The organism is Pseudomonas sp. IT-196MI5 (assembly GCF_949767415.1).
GTDB lineage: Bacteria > Pseudomonadota > Gammaproteobacteria > Pseudomonadales > Pseudomonadaceae > Aquipseudomonas.
Genome location: NZ_CATKPZ010000013.1, coordinates 81,113 through 99,838, shown reverse-complemented (window position 1 = coordinate 99,838; position 18,726 = coordinate 81,113). Strand labels below are relative to the sequence as shown.

At 61.8% G+C, this 18,726-nt stretch carries 17 protein-coding genes; 8 read left to right on the top strand and 9 right to left on the bottom strand.

From position 1 onward, the window contains the following. Window positions 1–38: 38 nt before the first annotated feature. From ACM6IK_RS11910 to ACM6IK_RS11895, 4 genes are all read right to left on the bottom strand, one after another. Window positions 39–791 carry a hypothetical protein gene (locus tag ACM6IK_RS11910; RefSeq protein ID WP_414874475.1) on the bottom strand — a complete coding sequence of 251 codons (753 nt, stop codon included), beginning with the start codon at window positions 789–791 and terminating at the stop codon, window positions 39–41. A 200-nt stretch (window positions 792–991) separates the two neighbouring features. Further along, complete coding sequence (locus ACM6IK_RS11905; protein WP_414874474.1) at window positions 992–1,405, bottom strand: VOC family protein; 414 nt, start codon at window positions 1,403–1,405, stop codon at window positions 992–994. A gap of 89 nt (window positions 1,406–1,494) precedes the next feature. Further along, complete coding sequence (locus ACM6IK_RS11900; RefSeq protein ID WP_414874473.1) at window positions 1,495–2,154, bottom strand: TetR/AcrR family transcriptional regulator; 660 nt, start codon at window positions 2,152–2,154, stop codon at window positions 1,495–1,497. Then, entirely contained in the window at window positions 2,141–2,992 is an 852-nt protein-coding gene (locus ACM6IK_RS11895) for a 3-hydroxybutyryl-CoA dehydrogenase (protein ID WP_414874472.1), read from the bottom strand. The genes ACM6IK_RS11900 and ACM6IK_RS11895 overlap by 14 nt, the downstream gene beginning before the upstream one ends. 163 nt (window positions 2,993–3,155) lie before the next feature. Here ACM6IK_RS11895 and ACM6IK_RS11890 point away from each other — a divergent pair, with 163 nt between their 5' ends. Continuing rightward, window positions 3,156–4,208, top strand: coding sequence for an AraC family transcriptional regulator (locus ACM6IK_RS11890; protein ID WP_414874471.1), 1,053 nt, complete (start codon window positions 3,156–3,158; stop codon window positions 4,206–4,208). A gap of 4 nt (window positions 4,209–4,212) precedes the next feature. Here the strand turns inward: ACM6IK_RS11890 and ACM6IK_RS11885 are convergent, their stop codons facing one another. Next, window positions 4,213–5,214, bottom strand: coding sequence for an NAD(P)H-quinone oxidoreductase (locus ACM6IK_RS11885; protein ID WP_414874470.1), 1,002 nt, complete (start codon window positions 5,212–5,214; stop codon window positions 4,213–4,215). Window position 5,215: 1 nt separating this feature from the next. Further along, window positions 5,216–6,442, bottom strand: a complete 1,227-nt coding sequence (locus tag ACM6IK_RS11880; RefSeq protein ID WP_414874469.1) for a YbfB/YjiJ family MFS transporter — start codon at window positions 6,440–6,442, stop codon at window positions 5,216–5,218. 111 nt (window positions 6,443–6,553) lie between these two features. Between ACM6IK_RS11880 and ACM6IK_RS11875 the strand changes: the two genes are divergently transcribed. Continuing rightward, window positions 6,554–7,429, top strand: a complete 876-nt coding sequence (locus ACM6IK_RS11875) for a LysR family transcriptional regulator (protein ID WP_414874468.1) — start codon at window positions 6,554–6,556, stop codon at window positions 7,427–7,429. A 131-nt stretch (window positions 7,430–7,560) separates the two neighbouring features. Here ACM6IK_RS11875 and ACM6IK_RS11870 read toward each other — a convergent pair whose 3' ends face one another. After that, entirely contained in the window at window positions 7,561–8,283 is a 723-nt protein-coding gene (locus ACM6IK_RS11870) for a pirin family protein (RefSeq protein ID WP_414874467.1), read from the bottom strand. 355 nt (window positions 8,284–8,638) lie between these two features. On the opposite strand from ACM6IK_RS11870, the gene ACM6IK_RS11865 reads away from it, so the two are divergent. Together ACM6IK_RS11865 and ACM6IK_RS11860 are read left to right on the top strand one after the other, a co-directional pair. Next, complete coding sequence (locus ACM6IK_RS11865; protein WP_414874466.1) at window positions 8,639–9,589, top strand: GlxA family transcriptional regulator; 951 nt, start codon at window positions 8,639–8,641, stop codon at window positions 9,587–9,589. Between the two features lie 151 nt (window positions 9,590–9,740). Further along, window positions 9,741–11,225, top strand: coding sequence for an ATP-binding protein (locus tag ACM6IK_RS11860; RefSeq protein ID WP_414874465.1), 1,485 nt, complete (start codon window positions 9,741–9,743; stop codon window positions 11,223–11,225). Here the strand turns inward: ACM6IK_RS11860 and ACM6IK_RS11855 are convergent. Further along, the gene (locus ACM6IK_RS11855) at window positions 11,190–13,994 is read right to left on the bottom strand and encodes an ATP-binding protein (protein WP_414874464.1); all 2,805 of its coding nucleotides are present in this window, start codon (window positions 13,992–13,994) and stop codon (window positions 11,190–11,192) included. The two genes, ACM6IK_RS11860 and ACM6IK_RS11855, sit on opposite strands and share 36 nt — an antisense overlap. 407 nt (window positions 13,995–14,401) lie before the next feature. On the opposite strand from ACM6IK_RS11855, the gene ACM6IK_RS11850 reads away from it, so the two are divergent. Both ACM6IK_RS11850 and ACM6IK_RS11845 read left to right on the top strand, forming a co-directional pair. After that, the gene (locus tag ACM6IK_RS11850) at window positions 14,402–14,977 is read left to right on the top strand and encodes a flavodoxin family protein (RefSeq protein WP_414874463.1); all 576 of its coding nucleotides are present in this window, start codon (window positions 14,402–14,404) and stop codon (window positions 14,975–14,977) included. 36 nt (window positions 14,978–15,013) lie between these two features. Continuing rightward, window positions 15,014–15,838 carry an alpha/beta fold hydrolase gene (locus ACM6IK_RS11845; protein WP_218432101.1) on the top strand — a complete coding sequence of 275 codons (825 nt, stop codon included), beginning with the start codon at window positions 15,014–15,016 and terminating at the stop codon, window positions 15,836–15,838. Between the two features lie 36 nt (window positions 15,839–15,874). Here ACM6IK_RS11845 and ACM6IK_RS11840 read toward each other — a convergent pair whose 3' ends face one another. After that, window positions 15,875–16,336 carry a helix-turn-helix domain-containing protein gene (locus tag ACM6IK_RS11840; RefSeq protein ID WP_414874462.1) on the bottom strand — a complete coding sequence of 154 codons (462 nt, stop codon included), beginning with the start codon at window positions 16,334–16,336 and terminating at the stop codon, window positions 15,875–15,877. A 260-nt stretch (window positions 16,337–16,596) separates the two neighbouring features. On the opposite strand from ACM6IK_RS11840, the gene ACM6IK_RS11835 reads away from it, so the two are divergent. Further along, complete coding sequence (locus tag ACM6IK_RS11835; RefSeq protein WP_414874461.1) at window positions 16,597–17,586, top strand: MBL fold metallo-hydrolase; 990 nt, start codon at window positions 16,597–16,599, stop codon at window positions 17,584–17,586. Window positions 17,587–17,633: 47 nt separating this feature from the next. After that, window positions 17,634–18,551 (top strand): LysR family transcriptional regulator, encoded by a 918-nt coding sequence (locus ACM6IK_RS11830; protein ID WP_108219672.1) that lies wholly within the window; start codon window positions 17,634–17,636, stop codon window positions 18,549–18,551. Window positions 18,552–18,726 lie beyond the last annotated feature (175 nt).

Sequence of the window (18,726 nt, the reverse complement as noted above, 5' to 3'; positions counted from 1 at the left end):
AACCTCAAACGCTGTTCCCTGTGGGAGCGAGCTCGCTCCTACTGCCCCAACCGCTCCAGCGTGTGCGTCAACGGCTCCAGCGACACACAGATAAACCCATCAAGCGGCCGATTGAGTTCCTCCACCAGCAAGATGGTTGCCCCCGTCGACAGGGCGCACATCAACAACACGGCGACAATGGTCCCGTTGCGTGGTGCAAACAGGCCGAACGAGCCGAAGATTATCGCCAGCCATGTCACCAGGATCACCAGCATCACCGGTGGAATCGATTGATTGGCTTGCAGCAGCGTAAGCCAGCGGGTGGCAAAAACCGTGTCCATGTCTTGCAATGCCGCGGCCTTGAGTGAGCGCTGATCATCGTTGCCTGCCGACAGTGATTCGACCTGGGCTTGCAGAGCTTCAGAACGGTGGATGACTTCAGGGCTATCGAGCGTTGCAATCTGACGGTGATCGCGAGAGGCGAGTACTTTCGTGACTTCGGCGTAGTTGTGCTTGAGCTCGGTGCGGATACCCTGGGTGTCGGCGCCGTAACGGGCCAGCAAACGATCGAATTGAACCACTTTCGCCGCCGCGCCCTCCAGTTCGGCATTGGCCGTATCGAATGTGCCTTTGGCAGTGGAAACGAGCAGGCCGAGGACCAGCGCCGACATCGTTGCGATGAGGCCGGTGGCCAGCTTCACCACCGCCACGGAGTCATCGCTCAGATGATGGCTTGGTAATCGCTCCCTCACGTACGAGCCCAGAAGTGCGCTGGCGGACAGGCAGGCGAAAACGATGAGGGCGATCACCACGTCATTCAAATTCTATCTCCGCTGACAGTATCTCCGGGCGTGGGAGGAAGCTATTGGTACTTGATTACGATGCCTTTGAGATTGCGCCGCTATCCCTGTGGCTAGTTGACGGTAGCAGACAGACCGGGAGTTGCCAGAATGCCCAACCTTTTCAGGTTGGGCTTTTTTGTGCCTGAAGACTGTCGATCGACAAAAGCCGTTCACCGATCCTTTTCGCAATTGACCATCCACGACACACCAAAACGGTCGACCAGCATGCCGAAGCGTGCTGCCCAGAAGGTGCTTTCCAGCGGCATTTGCACGTTGCCACCGTCCGCCAGTGCATTGAAGACCCGCTCGGCCTCGGCAATGCTGTCGACGTTAAGTGAAATCGAACAGCCACTCATTTTATCGATGGGGCGATCCGGTGTGGTGTCCGACCCCATGATGGCCTGATCACCGACGATCAGGCGGGTATGGATGATCAGGTTGTGCAGATCCTTGGGGAAATGCTCACCGGCCGGCGTTTCGCCGAAGGTCAACATGGCTTCGATCTGGCCCTGCAGGCACTGCGCGTAGAACGTGAAGGCCGCTTTGCAGTCGCCGTTGAAGATAAGGTAGGGATTGATTTTCATGGTCGGCTCCGGGTGCTCGAGTACATACGTCGGTTTGGACGCCGGTTTTTTCGGCGAATTCCGATTGTGTCGAGCCGACAAGCAAAGCGCTAAATCTTTGTCGACGCTTGTGTTTCTTTAGATGTTTTTTCGATAGGACGCGCGAGGCTTATCGCCTCCGGCACACGCCGAGGCGCCAGCACGCGTTCGATGGCGCCGCCGACCATGCTTTCCAGCAGTTCATCGTGCTCCTGCTCGTCCAGCACATGGGGCGTCAGCCAGCTGGGAGCGCTGTTGAGCAGGGCGCCAATGGCATGCCCGGCGGCCAGCAGGCCTTGCTCGCTGAAACGGGACTTCGCGCCCAGCATCTTCAGCAGCGTACGTTCGTATTGCTCGCGCAATTGCCTGACCCGAGCCTGTTGCTCTTCATTCAGGCAACCGCTGTCGCGCTCCACCAGGCGGAAATGCCAAGGCATCTCCCGATGCAGATTCAGATGGGCGCGGATCAGGCTGTTGAGTTTGTCGCGCTTGCCCGGGGCCTTCTGCTGGATACGTGCCAGAGTGGCCAGCAGTTCCTCGTAGAACTCTTCGATCAGGTCGAGCAGAAGATGCTGTTTGCTCGGGTAATGGTGATACAGCGAACCTGGAGAAAGCCCCAGGCACGTCGCGAGCTCACGCATGCCGACCTGGCCGAACCCCTTGCAGGCAAACAGCTCCAGGACCTTGTCCCGGTACTCGGCAAAGCGCGAGCAACGCTCAGGCATAGGCATGGAAGCCGCGCCCCGTTTTGCGTCCCAGGTAACCGGCAGCGACCATTTCCTTGAGCAGCGGCGCCGGGCGATATTTGCTGTCGTTGAAACCGTCATAGAAGGCTTCGAGGATCGACAACAGGGTATCCAGGCCAATCAGGTCCGCCAGGGCCAACGGGCCGATAGGCTGATTGCAGCCCAGGCGCATGCCGGCGTCGATGTCTTCGGCGCTGGCCAGGCCTTCCTGGAACACCAGGATCGCTTCGTTGATCATCGGCACCAGGATCCGGTTGACCACGAAGCCCGGGCGGTTACCGGCGGTGATCGCCGTTTTGCCGAGGCTGGTCGCCATGTCCAGCGCCAGTTGGTGGGTCGCGTCACTGGTTTGCAGGCCGCGGATGACTTCGATCAGGCCCATCACCGGCACCGGGTTGAAGAAATGCAGGCCGATGAAGCGCTCAGGCTGGCTGACATGGGCGGCGAGTTGGGTGATCGACAGCGACGAGGTGTTGGAGGCAATGACGCATTCGCTGCTGACCTGCGCGGCGATCTGTTGTAGCACACGCAGTTTCAGGTCGAGATTTTCCGTCGCCGCTTCGATGACCAATTGCGCGTCACCCAAGACACTGTAATCGGTGCTGGTACGGATCTTGTCGAGGGTGGCCTGTTTCTGCTCCGGCGTCAGGGTTTGCTTGGCGACCTGCCGGTCCAGGTTCTTGCCGACCGTTGCGACGGCTTTTTGCAAAGCGCTTTCGGATATGTCGAGCAAGGTCACGTTGAAACCGGCCATGGCACAGACTTGTGCGATGCCGTTGCCCATGGTGCCCGCACCGATCACGCCGATGTTTTGCAGATTCATCTTCCCATCCTTCGATCAAACCCTGCGATACCTTGGCCGCGACTGCAGCCGAAGGCGTACTATTGCCGCGAGTCTAGAGCCGGCAGGGCGGTTGTCCTATGCCAAAACTGTTCAACGGCACTGATGTTTTTTGCCATTCGGGTGATGAGAGAGAAACGAACCAATGCGGGAAAAGGACTCGGTTGCCGCCTATTTCGTGCAGGCAATGATCCATGGGCTGAGGGATGATCCGCAGCGCGTGACGGCCGTACTCGAACAGGCGGGCATTGATCCGGCGGTCATGCACCAACCCACGGCGCGGGTGCCGGCCAATGCGTTTGCGGCGCTGTGGCTGATCCAGATCCGCGAGCTCGACGATGAGTTTTTCGGGCTCGACTCCCATGGCATGCCGCCGGGCAGTTTCGCCCTGATTTGCCGTGCCCTGATTCAGGAGCCCGATTTGCACAAGGCCATGCGTCAATGCCTGGCCAACTTCGGCTTGTTCCTGCGCGACTTTCGTGGCTCGCTGGCCGTGCGTGGCAAGCGTGCGGTGATCAGCCTGGAAACCCGTTCGACGGACAACGATGCCAGCCGGTTCGGTGAAGAAACCTTCCTGGTGTTGATGATCAGCCTGCTGTGCTGGCTGGGCGGGCGGCGCATTCCCATTGACCGTGCGGACTTTCGCCATTCGCGCCTGTCGCTTGGCGACGACCGCCTGCTCTGGGGCCCCAACCTGACCTTTGGTGCCGAGCGCACCGAAATCGAATTTGCCAGCCACTACTTGCGCCTGCCAGTGGTTCAGGACCTGGCGTCGCTGAAAGTGTTTCTGCGTACCGCGCCGCAATGGCTGGTGATCCGCTTCCGTAACCAGCACGGCCTGGCATCCCAGGTTCATCAGCGCTTGCGCGGCAGTCATTACAGTGAGTGGCCGACGTTGCAGGCCTTTGCCCTGGAACAGCACCTGAGCCCCAGCACCTTCCGCCGCAAACTGGAGCGTGAAGGCTGTTCCTACCAGGAAATCAAGGACGAAGTACGGCGTGGTGTGGCCTTTGAGCAACTGCGTCAGAGCGATGCGAGCATCAGCGATGTCGCCGAGCAGTTGGGATTCCAGGAGCCCAGCGCCTTCCATCGGGCGTTCAAGAAGTGGACCGGGGAAAGCCCTGGGCGTTATCGGGCCCGCTATCAGGGGGAGCAGGGCGCAGGGGGCGCAGCCCTTCAGGAGTCCTGCGAGCCCTGAGCAATCAACTATCCACCTGCAGGACAATCTTGCCGATATGCTCTCCCGCTTCCATCCGGGCGTGGGCCTGTGCCGCTTCGCTGAGCGGGTAAACCCGATCGATTATCGGCAGGCAGCGACCGGCACTCAGCACGGGCCATACGTGTTCGCGCAATTGGCAGGCGATGGCGGCTTTTTCTTCCCGGGTCCTCGAGCGCAGCAGGGAGCCGGTGACAACGGCGCGTTTGGCCATGATCGCCAATAAATCGACATCCCTGGCGTGAGCTCCACCGAGGAAACCGAGCATCACCAGGCGACCTTCCATGGCCAGGGCGGCCACATTGTTGTTGAGGTACGCGCCACCCATGATGTCGAGTATCACGTTGACACCCTGGCCTGCGGTTTTTTCAGCGATGACCTGCACAAAATCCTGGTCGCGATAGTTGATCGCCTCGGCGCCCAATTCGCGGATCGCGGCGCATTTTTCTTCGCTGCCGGCGGTGGCGAACGCTTCGATGCCGAGCTCGCGGCACAGCATCAACGCGGTAGTGCCGATGCCGCTGGTGCCACCGTGGATCAAGGCGCGCTGACCCCGACGGGCATCGCCAAGGCCGAACAGATTGGCCCACACGGTGAAAAAGGTTTCCGGGATGGCCGCCGCCTGCAGCCAGTCCATGCCTGTGGGGATCGGCAGCGCCTGACTGGCCGGGACCACGCAGTATTGCGCGTATCCGCCGCCATTGGTCAGGGCACAGACCTTGTCGCCCAGGGCAAATTCGCGGACGCCCGCGCCAATCGCCATCACTTCACCGGCCACTTCCAGTCCCGGGTTCGGGTTCATGCCGGGTTTCATCGGGTACTTGCCGGCCCGTTGCAGCGCGTCCGGGCGATTGACCCCGGCGGCGCGCAGGCGAATCAGTATTTCCCCGGCCCCTGCAACGGGCACAGGCACCTGGCGCGGTTGCAGGACTTCAGGGCCACCGGGTTCGGTGATTTCGATCAGGGTCATGGTCTGGGGCAGTGTCATTTCAAATACCTGTATCGAGTGTCAATGATTCGCTCGAACGACTGAGCAATCGGCTGCCGAGTTCCAGCAATAGCGCTACCACAATGGCCCCGGCGGCAATCACGAACATCAAGGCATGATGGCCACCATTGGCGTTGAACAGCGCCGAATAAGCGAACCCCGAGAGGGCCTGGAACGTCGCGAACGACACGGTGGCGCGGCTCCAGGCGATCTGCTGCTGGTGATGGTTGGGGATTAATTCATGCACCCGGGCCAACGCCAGCGGCACGATGCCGGGCGGGAAGGAGCCGAGGATCACCGCCAGTAAAGCCAGTGCCGCGACCGAACTGCTGATCGATAAAAGGCCAACCGCCAACGCCTGTATGACCAGCACGATGCGGATCCCCGTTTTCGCGCCCAGTTGGTCGGCCAGAAAACCGTAGCTCACTGGCCCGACAATCGCGCCAAGGCCATACATCACCCAGATCAGCGCGCCGACATGCGCTCCGGCATTGAGCCCGCGGGCGACGTAATCCACCAGGAACACCATGGCCGGCACCAGTCCGGCGGCCATGAACGCGTATTGGGCGAACAGCAGGTAGACGTTCGGGTCGGTGGGGGCAGGCGGCGAGGTATCCGACGGCGCAGCGGCGACCGGGTGCGCAGCGGTTGGCCAGCCAAACCAACTGGCGGCGGTGAGAACCAGGGCCAGCAAGCCAAGACCGAACCAGGTTTGCTGCAAGCCGAGGCTCAGCAGCGGCGGCACGAGCGTCCCCGAGCCGGCAATGCCCAAGCCGATGCCAAGGAATATCGCACCGCTGGCCAGGCCCCTGCGGGTCGCCGGTACGTGAGGCAATACGGTTCCCGCCACCAACACCATGATCGCGCCACCGGCGATCCCCGACAGCAGGCGCCAGCCGAAGAACCAGCTCATCGACAACGGAAAACCACAGGCGAAAAACGCCAGCGTCACCGCCAGCATCATCAGGCGCAGGGCGGTTTTGTTCGAGGTCCGGCGTGCCAGTGGATGGCCGATCAGTGCGCCGATCAGGTAACCCACCAGATTGGCGGCGCCGAGGTACACCACGTCGCTGGCGGAAAACCAGTGAGCCTGGATCAGTGAAGGAATTAATGGTGTGTAGGCGAAACGCGCCAGGCCGATGCTGACCAGGCTGGCGCAGAGGCCGGCGAAGATCGGCAGCCAGATTGCGCTGGGTGCAGGGTTAAGGGTCGCAGATGAGCTGTGCATGTGCATTGTCCTGTGGGGAACTCAGGCCTTCAGCATATCGAGATTCTTCGAAGCATTAATGCAGCGATTACGCGCTATGCTGATGCGTAAATGCATCATCAGGAGAACGCTGTGAATTGGGATGACGCCCGGGTATTTCTCGCGGTTTGCCGTGAATCGACGTTGCGTGGTGCGGCGCGGGTGTTGGGGGTCGACCAGGCCACGGTCGGCCGGCGCATCACGGCGCTGGAAAAGTCATTGAGTGCGACCTTGTTCCTGCGTACCTCCGAAGGTTACGCGCTGACGGCTGTCGGCGAAGCGGCGCTCAAGGCGGTGGAGAAAATGGAGCATTCGGCGTTAGAGCTGGAGCGCCAGATCCAGGGCCTGGACGATCGCCTGACCGGCACGGTGCGGGTCAGCACCACCGACTCTCTGGCGATCGATTTCCTGATCCCGGCGATTGCCCGCCTGCATCGACAACACCCGGATGTACGGGTGCAACTGGACGCCACCACGCAGATTCTCAGCCTGGCAAAACGCGAGGCGGACATCGCCGTGCGCAACACCCGACCGGACAACCCGGACCTGATCGCCCGGCGCATCGCCCGCTGGCCGGTGGGGCTGTTTGCCTCGCAAGCCTATGTCGATGCCCACGGCGTGCCGGCGCCGGGGTCGGCGTTCGCCGGGCATGATCTGGTGGTGTATCAACCGTACTTGCAGGGCAACAAGGACCTGACACTGGTCTCGGAGCCGGTGGTGCGCGGGCGGATTGTCGCCAGCCTCAGTTCCAGTCTGCTGGTGCGCCGTTCGATTGCGGCGGGGATAGGGGTCGGGGAAATTCCGGTGTACATCGGGGAGAAGGAGGGGCTGGTCAGGTTGTGGCCGGAGCGCTCGCGGCCGTTGCCCTATGACATCTGGCTGGTGACCCACGCGGACCTGCGGCATACGGCGAGGGTGCGGGCGGTGATCGATGAGATTGTCGCGGGGTTTGCCGGGACTGGCGAATAATTCCAGGTGGCACAAATCCTGTGGGAGCGAGCTTGCTCGCGATAGCGTCGTGTCATTCAACAATGATGTCGTCTGGCACTCAGCAATCGCGAGCAAGCTCGCTCCCACAGAGGACTAGCACAGGGGATGGGTCATGGCATTTGCGGCAGTTCCTGTGGGCGCAGGTCGAACACCAGCACTTCGGCATCCACGCCGTTGCTCAAGGTCAGCGCCTGTTCATCACGAACCCGCACACCGTCGCCTTCCTGCAACAACACACCGTTGAGTTCGACGCTGCCCCGGGCCACGTGCACATAGGCGTAGCGGTTGGCGGCGAGTTCCAGGGTGGCGCTTTCCTTGCCGTCGATCAGGCCGGCATACACCCGTGCATCCTGACGCACCTTCAATGAACCCTTGGCGCCGTCCGGCGAGATGATCAATTGCAGGCGGCCACGTTTTTTCTGGGTGCTGAAGTGCTCTTGCTGATAACGCGGTTTGGCGCCACTGACGTCGGGCACGATCCAGATCTGGAGAAAGTGCACCGGCCGGGTGCTGGAGTGGTTGAACTCACTGTGGGCCACGCCGCTGCCTGCGCTCATCAGTTGCACGTCGCCGGGGCGGATCACCGAACCTGTGCCCAGGGTGTCCTTGTGTTCCAGGGCACCTTCAAGCACATAGGAGAAAATCTCCATGTCGCGGTGCGGGTGCTGGCCGAAGCCTTTACCGGCGGCGACGCGGTCGTCGTTGATCACCAACAGGTCAGAAAATCCCTGCTCTTTCGGGTTGCGATAGCTGGCAAAGGAAAAGGTATGGAAGGACTTCAACCAGCCGTGATTGGCCAGGCCACGATCCGAGGCTTTGCGAAGAGTCAGCATGATCAAATCTCCTTTCAGGACGTGAATTCGTCCGAGTGAGGAGAAGGTTAATGTTTACTGTTGGATGCAATAAGTAGATGAAAATTGAAATACTGTCTCTATGTGGTTGACAGTTATGTGGGCTGTGTCACGCATTCTTTTTTCGATGCAAGCGCCACATTTAGCCATAATGCACACCACCCCTGATGCCGGGCGCAGACTTTGTAGGAGCGAGCCTGCTCGCGATGGTCGTTAACGGTGACGCGTTCTGGCTGAATGAACGCGGCGCTGTTGAGTCCATCGCGAGCAGGCTCGCTCCTACAGGGGGGCCGTGTTCGGCGGACCGACCTTATTTGATCCCAGTGAATTCCAATCCATGAAAACCGTGGCAATGGTGCTGTTTCCCGACTTTCTCCTGCTCGATATGGCCGGGCCCATGGAAGTGTTTTCCATCGCCAATCGTTATCTGAAACCCGACGATCACTATGTGCTGTCGACCATCGGCACTGAGCACGGCGCACTGCGGGCGTCCAACGGGGTGAGCGTGCATGCCGACCGGCACATCGACCAGGCCTGCGAGGGTTTTGATTTGCTGCTGGTGCCCGGTGGTCCCGGTGCCTACAACGAAAGGCATCCACCGTTGCTCGACTGGCTCAGGCACAACGTCAGCCGGTCCGCTGGTTATGGTTCCATCTGCACCGGGGCGTTCGTGCTGGGGAATGCGGGTTTGCTCGACGGGTATCGCGTCACCACCCACTGGCACTATACCGAGCGGCTGATCAAGGGCTTTCCGAAGGCGACCGTCGAGACCGATCAAATCTTCGTTCAGGACCGCAACCTGATCACTTCCGGTGGCGTCACCGCCGGGATCGACCTGGCCTTGTCGGTGGTGGCCCGGGACCATGGCAAAAAAGTCGCCCAGGACGTGGCCAAGGTATTGCTGGTGGTCATGAAACGCCAGGGCGGGCAGGCGCAGTTCAGCCCGTTGATGGCGGCGGTGGCCCCTCACGAAACGGCGATTACCCGGGTGCAGAACCATGTGCTTGAACATCTCGATGAAACCTATAGCATCGAGCACATGGCGAGTCTGGCCAACATGAGCCCGCGTCACTTCGCCAGGGTGTTCGCCCGGGAAGTGAACATGACGCCGATGGAGTTTCTGCAAAGCGCGCGCGTCGATTGCGCCAGGAACCTGCTGGAAACCACCGAGTTGCCGCTCAAGACCGTGGCGTTCAAAAGTGGCTTTGGCAGTGTGCGGCACATGCGTTTTCTGTTCAGTGAAAAGCTTGGCCTGACCCCGACCCAATACCGCGAGCAGTTCAGCTAGCACGCGTGTCCGTCCTGCGCACCGCAATGGCCGTGACGCTCCCCCCGTGGCAGTTGTACCGTCACCGTGGCCTGCCAAGATACCGCTGAACTCATTGCAAGGACGGTGCGGAGCCTGGGCTGGAAGCCAGGTTTCCAGCGGGTGACTGCCCATGAACAGCCTCAGAGATATAAACAGCGAAGCGGTGCTGCAATTCGGACCCTACGCTTTCCACCTCAGTCAGCGACTGGTGCTGGAGGGCGATCGACCGCTGCGCCTGGGCGGCCGCGCTCTTGACGTGTTGCAGGTGCTGGTCGAGCACGCAGGTTCAGTGGTCAGCAAGGAAGAGTTGATTGCGCAGGTCTGGCCGCGCTCCGTGGTCGAAGAGATCAACCTGCGGGTGCACATTGCCGCCCTGCGTCGTGCCCTGGGCGATGGGCAGAACGGCCAGTGCTACATCGTCAACATTCCCCAGCGCGGCTACAGTTTTGTCGCCCCGGTGCAGCATTCGCCAGAGCCTGTAGCGTTCCCGAGCGGGACCGTACAAAAGCTCCTGCACAACCTGCCGGCGCGGCTCACGCCGATTACCGGGCGCGATGCGGTTGTCGGCAGCCTGGTGCGGCAGTTGCCGGTGCGCCGATTCATGACCCTGGTCGGGCCTTGCGGGATCGGCAAGACCACCGTGGCGCTGCGCGTGGCCGAACTGTTACTGCAGCACTATCGGCATGGCGTGTGGCTGGTGGACCTGGCGACGATCGATGACCCGGCGCAAGTGACCGATCACCTCACACGAACTCTTGAACTGAAGGTCGGCACCACGTTGGAGGCGCTGTCGCAACGGCACGCCCTGTTGGTTCTGGACAACTGCGAGCACCTGCTCGAACGCTGCCAGACGTTGATCGAGACACTGTTGCACTCGATGCCCCGGCTGTCGATCCTCGCCACCAGCCGTGAGCCACTCAAGGCGTCTGGCGAAACCGTATTGCGTCTGCCACCGCTGGCCGTGCCGCCGGCATCAGGGCTGCGCAGCGTCGCCGAGGTCATGGGCTATTCGGCGGTGCAGTTGTTCGTCAGCCGTGCCCGGGCTCGTCTGCACGGGTTCAACCTGCGCGAACAAGACCTCAGGACCGTACGGGATATCTGCCGACGCCTCGACGGCCTGCCGCTGGCGATTGAACTGGCCGCGGCGCACATCGATGCGTTGGCGCTGGTGGGGTTGCAAGCGCAACTCGACAACTGTTTTCAGCTGCTGACTCAGGGCCGCCGTACAGCCGTTCCCCGACATCAGACCCTCAAAGCCGCTCTGGACTGGAGCTACGAACGGTTGACTGCCGTGGAGCAAACCGTGTTGCAGCGTCTGGCGGTGTTCAAAATGGCGTTTACCCAGGACGCAGCGATTGGCGTGATCAACTGCGACGTGCTGCCGGTGGCCGAGCTGATCAAGGTGATGGAGAACCTCGCTCTCAAGTCATTGCTGTCCCAGGAGCAGGGCGGCGGTGTGACCCGTTACCGCTTCCTCAACACCACCCGCACCTACGCACTGGAAAAACTCGAACTCAGTGGTCAATTGCGAACCCTTGAAATGCGTTATGCGGCTTACATCAGTCAAACGTGCTGGTCTTCAGGCCGACAGGTGGCATTGCAACTCGTCGAGTAGCCGGCGAACCGTCATCAGGTCAGGCGTGGCAAAACCTTCGGTGAAGCGCTCGTAGATCGGTGCCAGCAGGTCATACGCCCTTTGGCGGTGGCCTTGACGCTGCCACAGTTGCGCCAGCGAGGTGGCGCTGCGCAGCTCCCAGGCCAGGGCACCCTGGGCCTTTGCCACGTTAAGTGCCTTGAGCAGCACGGTTTCGGCCGTCGCGGCGTTGACCGGGCAATCCGTTGCCAGCAACGTCTTGGCCCTGGCCCGCAGAATTTCTGCGGTGCTCCAGCCCGACACACCGTTTTGCGCGCGTTCGAGCAAACCATCGTCGACGTATGTCGAATCCAGCGTGACCATGATGTCTTTGATCAAACCGACGCTTTGGCGGCCGGTCGGCTGAACATCGGTGCCGCCGATCACCTGCGCGTAGTGTTGCGCCCAGTTGTAGAACAGCAGAACCGAGTGTTTCTGCGCCTGTTCCAGCAGCAGGCGCAGGAGTTCGCGGGCGCTGCGGGTGTCGCCGTTGTAGTAAGCGATCAGGCAGCCGGAGAGCGCCAGGGTGTAGCAGATCGATGTGCCGTGGTTGATCTGCAAGGCGATGTCCAGTGCCTGCCGGGCTGCGCGCCAGGCCTGCTCCGGTTGGCCTTGCAGCCAGAGGATGCGCGCGTGGATGGTCAGCGCCGCAACGCTCTGGTCGTATTGCACGCCGAAAGCATGGGTGAAACGGTTGAGATGACCGCTGTGGGCCATGCGTTGCAGCACCTGTTCGGCATGCTCCCGAGCCTGATGCTGGTCGCCGCAGAAGTGCAGGGCCAGTACCCGCAATCGATGCATGCTCAGGGACATCAGGGCGTCGTCCTGCAGCCCCAGTCGATCGAATTGCCGGCTCTGCTCCTGGGCCATCCGGTAATGACCGCAACAGAGATTGACCGCCACGTGACCGGAAATCGCCAGTAACTGGCCAGCCACATCGTTGCACTGTCGGGCCAGGCTGTGGGCGCTGACGAAAGCGCCGACGGTTTCGTCGGTACCCCCCTGCGTGTGATAACAGGCGCTGCCCAGGGCCAGCATGAGGGCCATTTTCAAGCGCGGGCAAGGCTCGGGTGACTGCTCGAGCAAGGCCAGGGCCTTGCGCACATAACCGCCGTGTTCCTTGAGCAGTGACAACTCCTGCCACAGGGGAGTGGACTTCGCGGCCAGGCGTATCGCCAGTGCCTGCGGCCCTTGAGCGTGCAAACCCCAATCGAGGGTTGCACGGATGTCCTCCAGAGCCCGGCCATAGCGCTCGATCCACAGGCCGGTCGACGTTTTCTCCCAGTCGTCCTGCGCCTGTTGCATCAGCACCAGGCAGCGCTCGGCATGGCGTTCCCGCGTGCCGGGCAGGTCGGCGGTTTGCGCAAGCTTTTCCAGGGCGTAGCCGCGGGTGGTGTCGAGCAGACGGTAGTACACGTCTTCGTCGCCCACTTCCACGTTCAGTAACGACTTGGCGACCAGTTGTGTGATTGAGCCGAACACCTCGCGCGGTTCCATGTGTTCGCCGACGATCACTGCCGCTGCCGACTCCAGGGTGAAGCCAGCGCAAAACACACTCAGTCGGCGCAGGCAGGTCTTTTCGCAGGCAGTGAGCAGTTCGAAGCTCCAGTCCAATGTTGCACGCAGGGTCTGATGGCGTGCCAGGGGCGTATGGCAGGACTGGTTCAGCAACCGGAAGCTGCTTTGCAACTGTGCCAGCAAGCCGTGCAATCCGAAGTTACCCACTTGCGCCGCTGCAAGTTCGATGGCCAGCGGTATGCCGTCCAGTCGATGGCAAATGTCTATCAGCAGCGGCAGTTCATCATCAGTCAGTTCAAAGCTGTCCTGACTGGCCATGGCCCGCTCGACAAACAGTTGCAGGGCGGAAAAGGTCATGGCCTGGGCGCGGTCGAGGACGGCGATGGGCGGCGGGCAGTCGAGTGACTCCAGGCGCTGGACGAATTCCCCTTCGGCCCGCAGGCTCTCGCGGCTGGTGGCGAGGATGTGCACGTGCGGCGCACTGCGCAGAATGTCTTCGCTGAGCTGGGCAATGGCGTCGACCAAGTGTTCGCAGTTGTCGATGATCAGCAGCATGTGGCGATCGCGCAGAGAGTCTGCAAGTCCGCTCAGGGGGGTGTCGTCGTGCAGGGCCAGTCCGAGTAGCGTCGCCAGATGACCGTCAATCATCAGCGGGCAGTTGATCGGGGCCAGGTCCAGCAGGTGTATGCCGTCCCGGTAGCGACCGATCATTTGTTCGGCGACCCGCAGGGCTACGGTGGTCTTGCCGATGCCGCCGGGGCCGAGGAGGGTGATGAAGCGCTGGCGGGGCAGTTGCTCCATCAGGTTGTCGACCAGGGCCTGCCGGCCAATCATGCGCGTGCGGCGCACCGGCAGGTTATGCCGGCTCGACGCGGTACGTGCGGGCCCCGGCGCTTGCTCGGCCTGTTCCAGTGAATGCGGTGCGACGAAACTGTACCCGCGCTGGGCCACGGTGACGATGTAGCGCTGGCCGGCCTGACCGTCGCCAAGCGCCTTGCGCAACGCGGCCATGTGCACCCGCAGGTTGATGTCTTCGACCACGCTGCTGGGCCAGACCCGGGCGATCAGCTGCTGCTTGCTGACCACGTTGCCGGCGTGTTCCAGCAGGATCAACAGGATGTCCATGGCGCGCCGGCCCAGGCGCAAGGGCTGGTCGGCCTCCATCACCAGGCGTTGTCCGGGGTAGACCCGGTAGGGGCCGAAATGCACAGCCTGTTCGGGGGAAAGGGTCAACGAGTCGCTCCTGCTGCATCCGTCTAATACGCGGTTTTCGAGCATATTCCTCAGGTTTTTTACTCAGCGCAATGCGCCACCCGGGTGACTGAAGGGGCAGGCATTGACTCTAGCGTATCGGCCAATGGCTGTCGGCCCCGTGATCATTGGGCGCGACAGACGGACAGCAGCTGCCGGGGCTTTTTGCGCGCCATGGAAATTTAACAACGTTTAACTCGTCGCGCGTCCGGTCTGCGCCAAAACTCTCCTTCTTCAACTTCCACTGAAAGCAGGGATGAAATGTCAGTCAGCCGCGAGCAGCTCAATGTGGGAGCGAGCCTGCTCGCGAAGGCGGTGTCACATTCAGCCTATGCGGTGACTGACACAGCGCTTTCGCGAGCAGGCTCGCTCCCACAAAGGACAGAGTAATGAGCAACGTGGTGGTGGTCTATCACAGTGGCTACGGGCACACCCGGGTCATGGCCGAAGCCGTGGCCGGAGGCGTGGAACGGCACCTGGGCAGCACCTGCCAGTTGATTCCGGTCCAGGAGGTGGACGAGCACTGGGAGCGGCTGCACAACGCCGACGCCATCATCTTTGGCGCGCCGACCTACATGGGCAGCGCCTCGGCGGCCTTCAAGGGCTTCATGGAGGCCACGGCGGCGTTCTACCTGGCCCAGCCCTGGCGCGACAAACTGGCAGCCGGTTTCACCAATTCCGGCTGCCTGTGCGGCGACAAACTCAGCACCTTGTTGCAAATGGCCGTGTTCGCCGCCCAGCACTCGATGATCTGGGTCGGCCTCGACCTGCTGCCGGCGCGTTCCAGCACCGGCGCGTTCAACGGCCAACTCAATCGCCTGGGCAGCTCACTGGGCGCCATGGCCCAGTCGAATGTCGAACAATCCCCCGACGATGCCCCTCCGCCCGAAGATCGCTGCACCGCCGCGCACCTGGGCGAGCGTGTGGCGCGCCTGGCGGATCGCATGAACCCGCTACCGGTTTGATTCACACCCCCAACCCTCGTTAAGGAGGCATTACCCATGAGCACCTTCACTACCCGCGACGGCGTCGAGATTTACTACAAGGACTGGGGCACCGGTCAGCCGATTGTCTTCAGCCACGGCTGGCCATTGAACGCCGACAGTTGGGAGTCGCAGATGATCTTCCTGGCTTCAAAGGGCTACCGGGTCATCGCCCACGACCGTCGCGGTCATGGGCGTTCCAGCCAGCCGTGGTCGGGCAATGACATGGACCATTACGCCGACGATCTGGCGCAGTTGATCGAGCTGCTGGATCTGCAAAACGCCGTGCTGTTCGGTTTCTCCACCGGTGGTGGCGAGGTGGCGCGTTACATCGGTCGCCACGGCACCGGCCGCGTGGCCAAGGCCGGGCTGATATCCGCTGTGCCGCCGCAGATGCTCAAGACCGAAGCCAACCCCGGCGGCCTGCCGCTGGAGGTGTTCGACGGTATTCGCCAGGCCTCGCTGGCCGACCGTTCGCAGCTGTACATCGACCTCGCCAGCGGCCCGTTCTTCGGCTTCAACAAACCCGGCGCGAAACCGTCCCAGGGCATGATCGACTGGTTCTGGATGCAGGGCATGATGGCCGGCCACAAGAACGCCTATGACTGCATCAAGGCGTTCTCGGAAACCGACTTCACCGAAGACTTGAAGAAGTTCGACGTGCCGACCCTGGTGGTGCATGGCGACGCGGATCAGGTCGTGCCCTACGAAGCGGCGGGCGTCTCCTCCGCCAGGCTGGTGAAGGGCTCGACCCTGAAGATTTACCCGGGCGCCCCTCACGGTTTGACGGACACCCATAAGGACCAGCTCAACGCGGACCTGCTGGCGTTCTTGAAAGGTTAAAAAGCCGGATCAAAAGATCGCAGGCTTCGCCAGCTCCTACAGGGTTGCGTGCATGCCCGTAGGAGTTGGCGAAGGCAGCGATCTTTTGCCGTTGAGGGCGGTGCCGCGGACAAACTGACAGCGCCACGCAAACGGATTGATGCCTTCGCTGCGGGTGAAGATGTGGCTGAAGTGCGCCTGATCGCAGAAGCCGCATTCAAGGCTGATCTGCGTAAGGCTCATGTCGGTGTACCGGATCAATTGCTTGGCCAGGGCAATGCGCTGCTGGCGGATCCAGTCCTGGGGCGAGAGGCCGGTGCTGCACTTGAACGCGCGGGAGAAGTGACTGCGCGAGAGGGCGCAGGCCTGTGCCAGTTCGCTGACTTCCAGGCTGTCGCCCAGACGCTCGAGGATCAGTTGTTTGACCAGCCGTTCGCGTTGCGGGCTGAGGCCGCCGGTGTGGGTCTTGCGTGGTTCGCTGGCAGGTGCGCGGGCGGTGGTGTGCTGTGGGTAAGCCATGGCCATTGTCCGGTCGGGGAGGAAAAGCGCTGGCGCCCGGTTTGAGCGATCAGCACCATTACTCTGGAAAAACAGTTCTGCGCTGAGGGCTTCATTGTTGGCGGCGCCCGCTGTGGCTGACGAGTTAAACGTTGTTAATTCCATGCCCGAGGCTGTGAATACAGCACATCGTTGCAAGTGCGGGCGCCGTCGATGGGCACAAGATGCGCAATATGGAGCGGGCCACAACGGACCGTCGGTTGGTTTGAAAAGGTGAACAGATGAAACGGACATGGCAGGGAACGCTGGGCGCCATCGGCCTGGTTTTGATATCGGCCAACACACTGGCCCAGGCGCCGGCGCAGGTTGGCACGCAAGTACCCGGTTACTTCCGCCTGGCGTTGGGGGATTACGAAGTGACGGCGCTGTTCGACGGCTATAACGACCTGTCGCCGAAGCTGTTACAAGGCATGAGCCAGAGCCAGATCCGCGCACTGTTGGCCCGTCGTTCGATTGAAACCCCGGGTGTGCAGACTGCCTTCAACGCCTTTCTGGTCAACACCGGTAAACAGCTTGTCCTGATTGATACCGGGGCAGGGCAGTGCATCGGCCCTACCGCCGGCCAGCTCCCGGCCAACCTGCAAGCGGCCGGCTACAAACCGGAGCAGGTGGACGCCATCCTGATCACTCACCTGCACCTGGATCACGTCTGCGGTCTGGTGGACGGCCAGCAGCAACCGGTGTTCGCCAACGCCACGGTGTACGCGGCCAAGGCCGAAGCCGACTACTGGCTTGACCCGCAGGCGTTGGCCAAGGCGCCGGAAGCGGCCAAGGGCTACTTCAAGATCGCCCAGGATTCCACCGCACCTTACGTGGCCGCCGGCCGATTCAAGACCTTCACCCCCGGCCAGTCACCGCTGCCGGGCGTGGTCGAGGCGCAACTGGAAGAAGGGCACACGCCGGGCAGCACCACGTACCGTTTCACCTCGCAAGGGCAAAGCATCCTGTTCATGGGCGACCTGGTGCACAACCTGGCTGTGCAATTCCTGCACCCAGAGGTATCGATCAGTTTCGACGTCGACAGCCAGCGTGCGATCAAAAGCCGCAACCTGGTGTTCAGTGCCGCTGCCGCCAGCAAGACCTGGGTGACGGCGGCGCACCTGCCATTCCCCGGCATTGGTCACATTACCGCCGAAGACAAGCATTTCCAGTGGGTGCCGGTGGAGTACGGGCCGTACAAACGAGCGGCGAACGTGCCGTTGATCGAGTAAAGTCGGCAGCTCTCGCGCCTGGCCGACCATACAAGGAACCCGAGCCTATGAACCGTAACGATCTGCGTCGCGTCGACATGAACCTGCTGGTGATTTTCGAAGCCCTGATGTTCGAAAAGAACCTGACCCGCGTCGCCGAAAAACTGTTCATGGGTCAGCCGGCGGTGAGCGCCGCGTTGGGGCGTTTGCGCGATCTGTTCGACGACCCGTTGCTGTTGCGCAACGGTCGCGGCATGGAACCGACGGCGCGTGCGCTGGCGATTCTCAAGGAGTTGCAGCCGGCGATGGACACCATTTCCGGCGCGGTCAGCCGGGCCAGGGAGTTCGATCCGGCGACCAGTTGCGATGTGTTCCGCATCGGTCTTTCGGACGATGCCGAGTTCGGTTTGTTTCCACCGTTGCTGCGTCAGTTGCAAGAGGAAGCACCGGGCATCGTCGTGGTCGTGCGGCGGGCCAATTACCTGTTGATGCCGGCGCTGTTGGCCTCGGGGGAAATCTCGGTGGGTGTGAGTTACACCACGGATCTGCCGGCCAATGCCAAGCGCAAGAAGCTGCGCGATATTCCCTGCAAAGTGCTGCGCGGCGACACCCGGCCCGGGACGCTGACCCTGGACGAGTACTGCGAGCGGCCCCATGCGATGGTGTCGTTCTCGGGGGACTTGAGCGGCAATATCGACCTGGATCTGGCGAAGGTCGGGCGTAGTCGTCGAGTGGTGCTGGGGGTGCCGCAGTTCAGTGGGTTGCGGGCGTTGCTCGCGGGGACCGAGATGATTGCCACCGTGCCGGATTATGCGGCCTGTGCGTTGGTCGAGGGCTGTGGCTTGCGCGCTGAGGACCCGCCGTTCGAGATTGAGGCGGCGCAGTTGTCGATGGCCTGGAGCGGGGTGCATGACAATGATCCGGCGGAGCGGTGGTTGCGGTCGCGGATCGGTGAGTTCATGTCTTTGGCTTTGGATGTTTCCTAGGAGGGTGACCTTCACGCCCTTATGTACGGCCCCTCGCTGAGGCTCGGCGTTCCTTCGCTGCGGTATTCATCCGGGGGCATTGCCCACCGGTCGGCTTCGCTTCGACCTGCATGCACAGACATACGCTGATCCACTGTAGGAGCGGGCTTGCCTGCGAAGGCGGCCTGCCAGCCAA

Coding starts and splice junctions, on each gene's coding strand:
- ACM6IK_RS11905 (WP_414874474.1), bottom strand. CDS start 1,405: ATGAAAATCAATCCCTACCTTATCTTCAACGGCGACTGCAAAGCGGCC.
- ACM6IK_RS11900 (WP_414874473.1), bottom strand. CDS start 2,154: ATGCCTATGCCTGAGCGTTGCTCGCGCTTTGCCGAGTACCGGGACAAG.
- ACM6IK_RS11895 (WP_414874472.1), bottom strand. CDS start 2,992: ATGAATCTGCAAAACATCGGCGTGATCGGTGCGGGCACCATGGGCAAC.
- ACM6IK_RS11890 (WP_414874471.1), top strand. CDS start 3,156: ATGCGGGAAAAGGACTCGGTTGCCGCCTATTTCGTGCAGGCAATGATC.
- ACM6IK_RS11885 (WP_414874470.1), bottom strand. CDS start 5,214: ATGACACTGCCCCAGACCATGACCCTGATCGAAATCACCGAACCCGGT.
- ACM6IK_RS11880 (WP_414874469.1), bottom strand. CDS start 6,442: ATGCACAGCTCATCTGCGACCCTTAACCCTGCACCCAGCGCAATCTGG.
- ACM6IK_RS11870 (WP_414874467.1), bottom strand. CDS start 8,283: ATGCTGACTCTTCGCAAAGCCTCGGATCGTGGCCTGGCCAATCACGGC.
- ACM6IK_RS11865 (WP_414874466.1), top strand. CDS start 8,639: ATGAAAACCGTGGCAATGGTGCTGTTTCCCGACTTTCTCCTGCTCGAT.
- ACM6IK_RS11860 (WP_414874465.1), top strand. CDS start 9,741: ATGAACAGCCTCAGAGATATAAACAGCGAAGCGGTGCTGCAATTCGGA.
- ACM6IK_RS11850 (WP_414874463.1), top strand. CDS start 14,402: ATGAGCAACGTGGTGGTGGTCTATCACAGTGGCTACGGGCACACCCGG.
- ACM6IK_RS11845 (WP_218432101.1), top strand. CDS start 15,014: ATGAGCACCTTCACTACCCGCGACGGCGTCGAGATTTACTACAAGGAC.
- ACM6IK_RS11840 (WP_414874462.1), bottom strand. CDS start 16,336: ATGGCTTACCCACAGCACACCACCGCCCGCGCACCTGCCAGCGAACCA.
- ACM6IK_RS11835 (WP_414874461.1), top strand. CDS start 16,597: ATGAAACGGACATGGCAGGGAACGCTGGGCGCCATCGGCCTGGTTTTG.
- ACM6IK_RS11830 (WP_108219672.1), top strand. CDS start 17,634: ATGAACCGTAACGATCTGCGTCGCGTCGACATGAACCTGCTGGTGATT.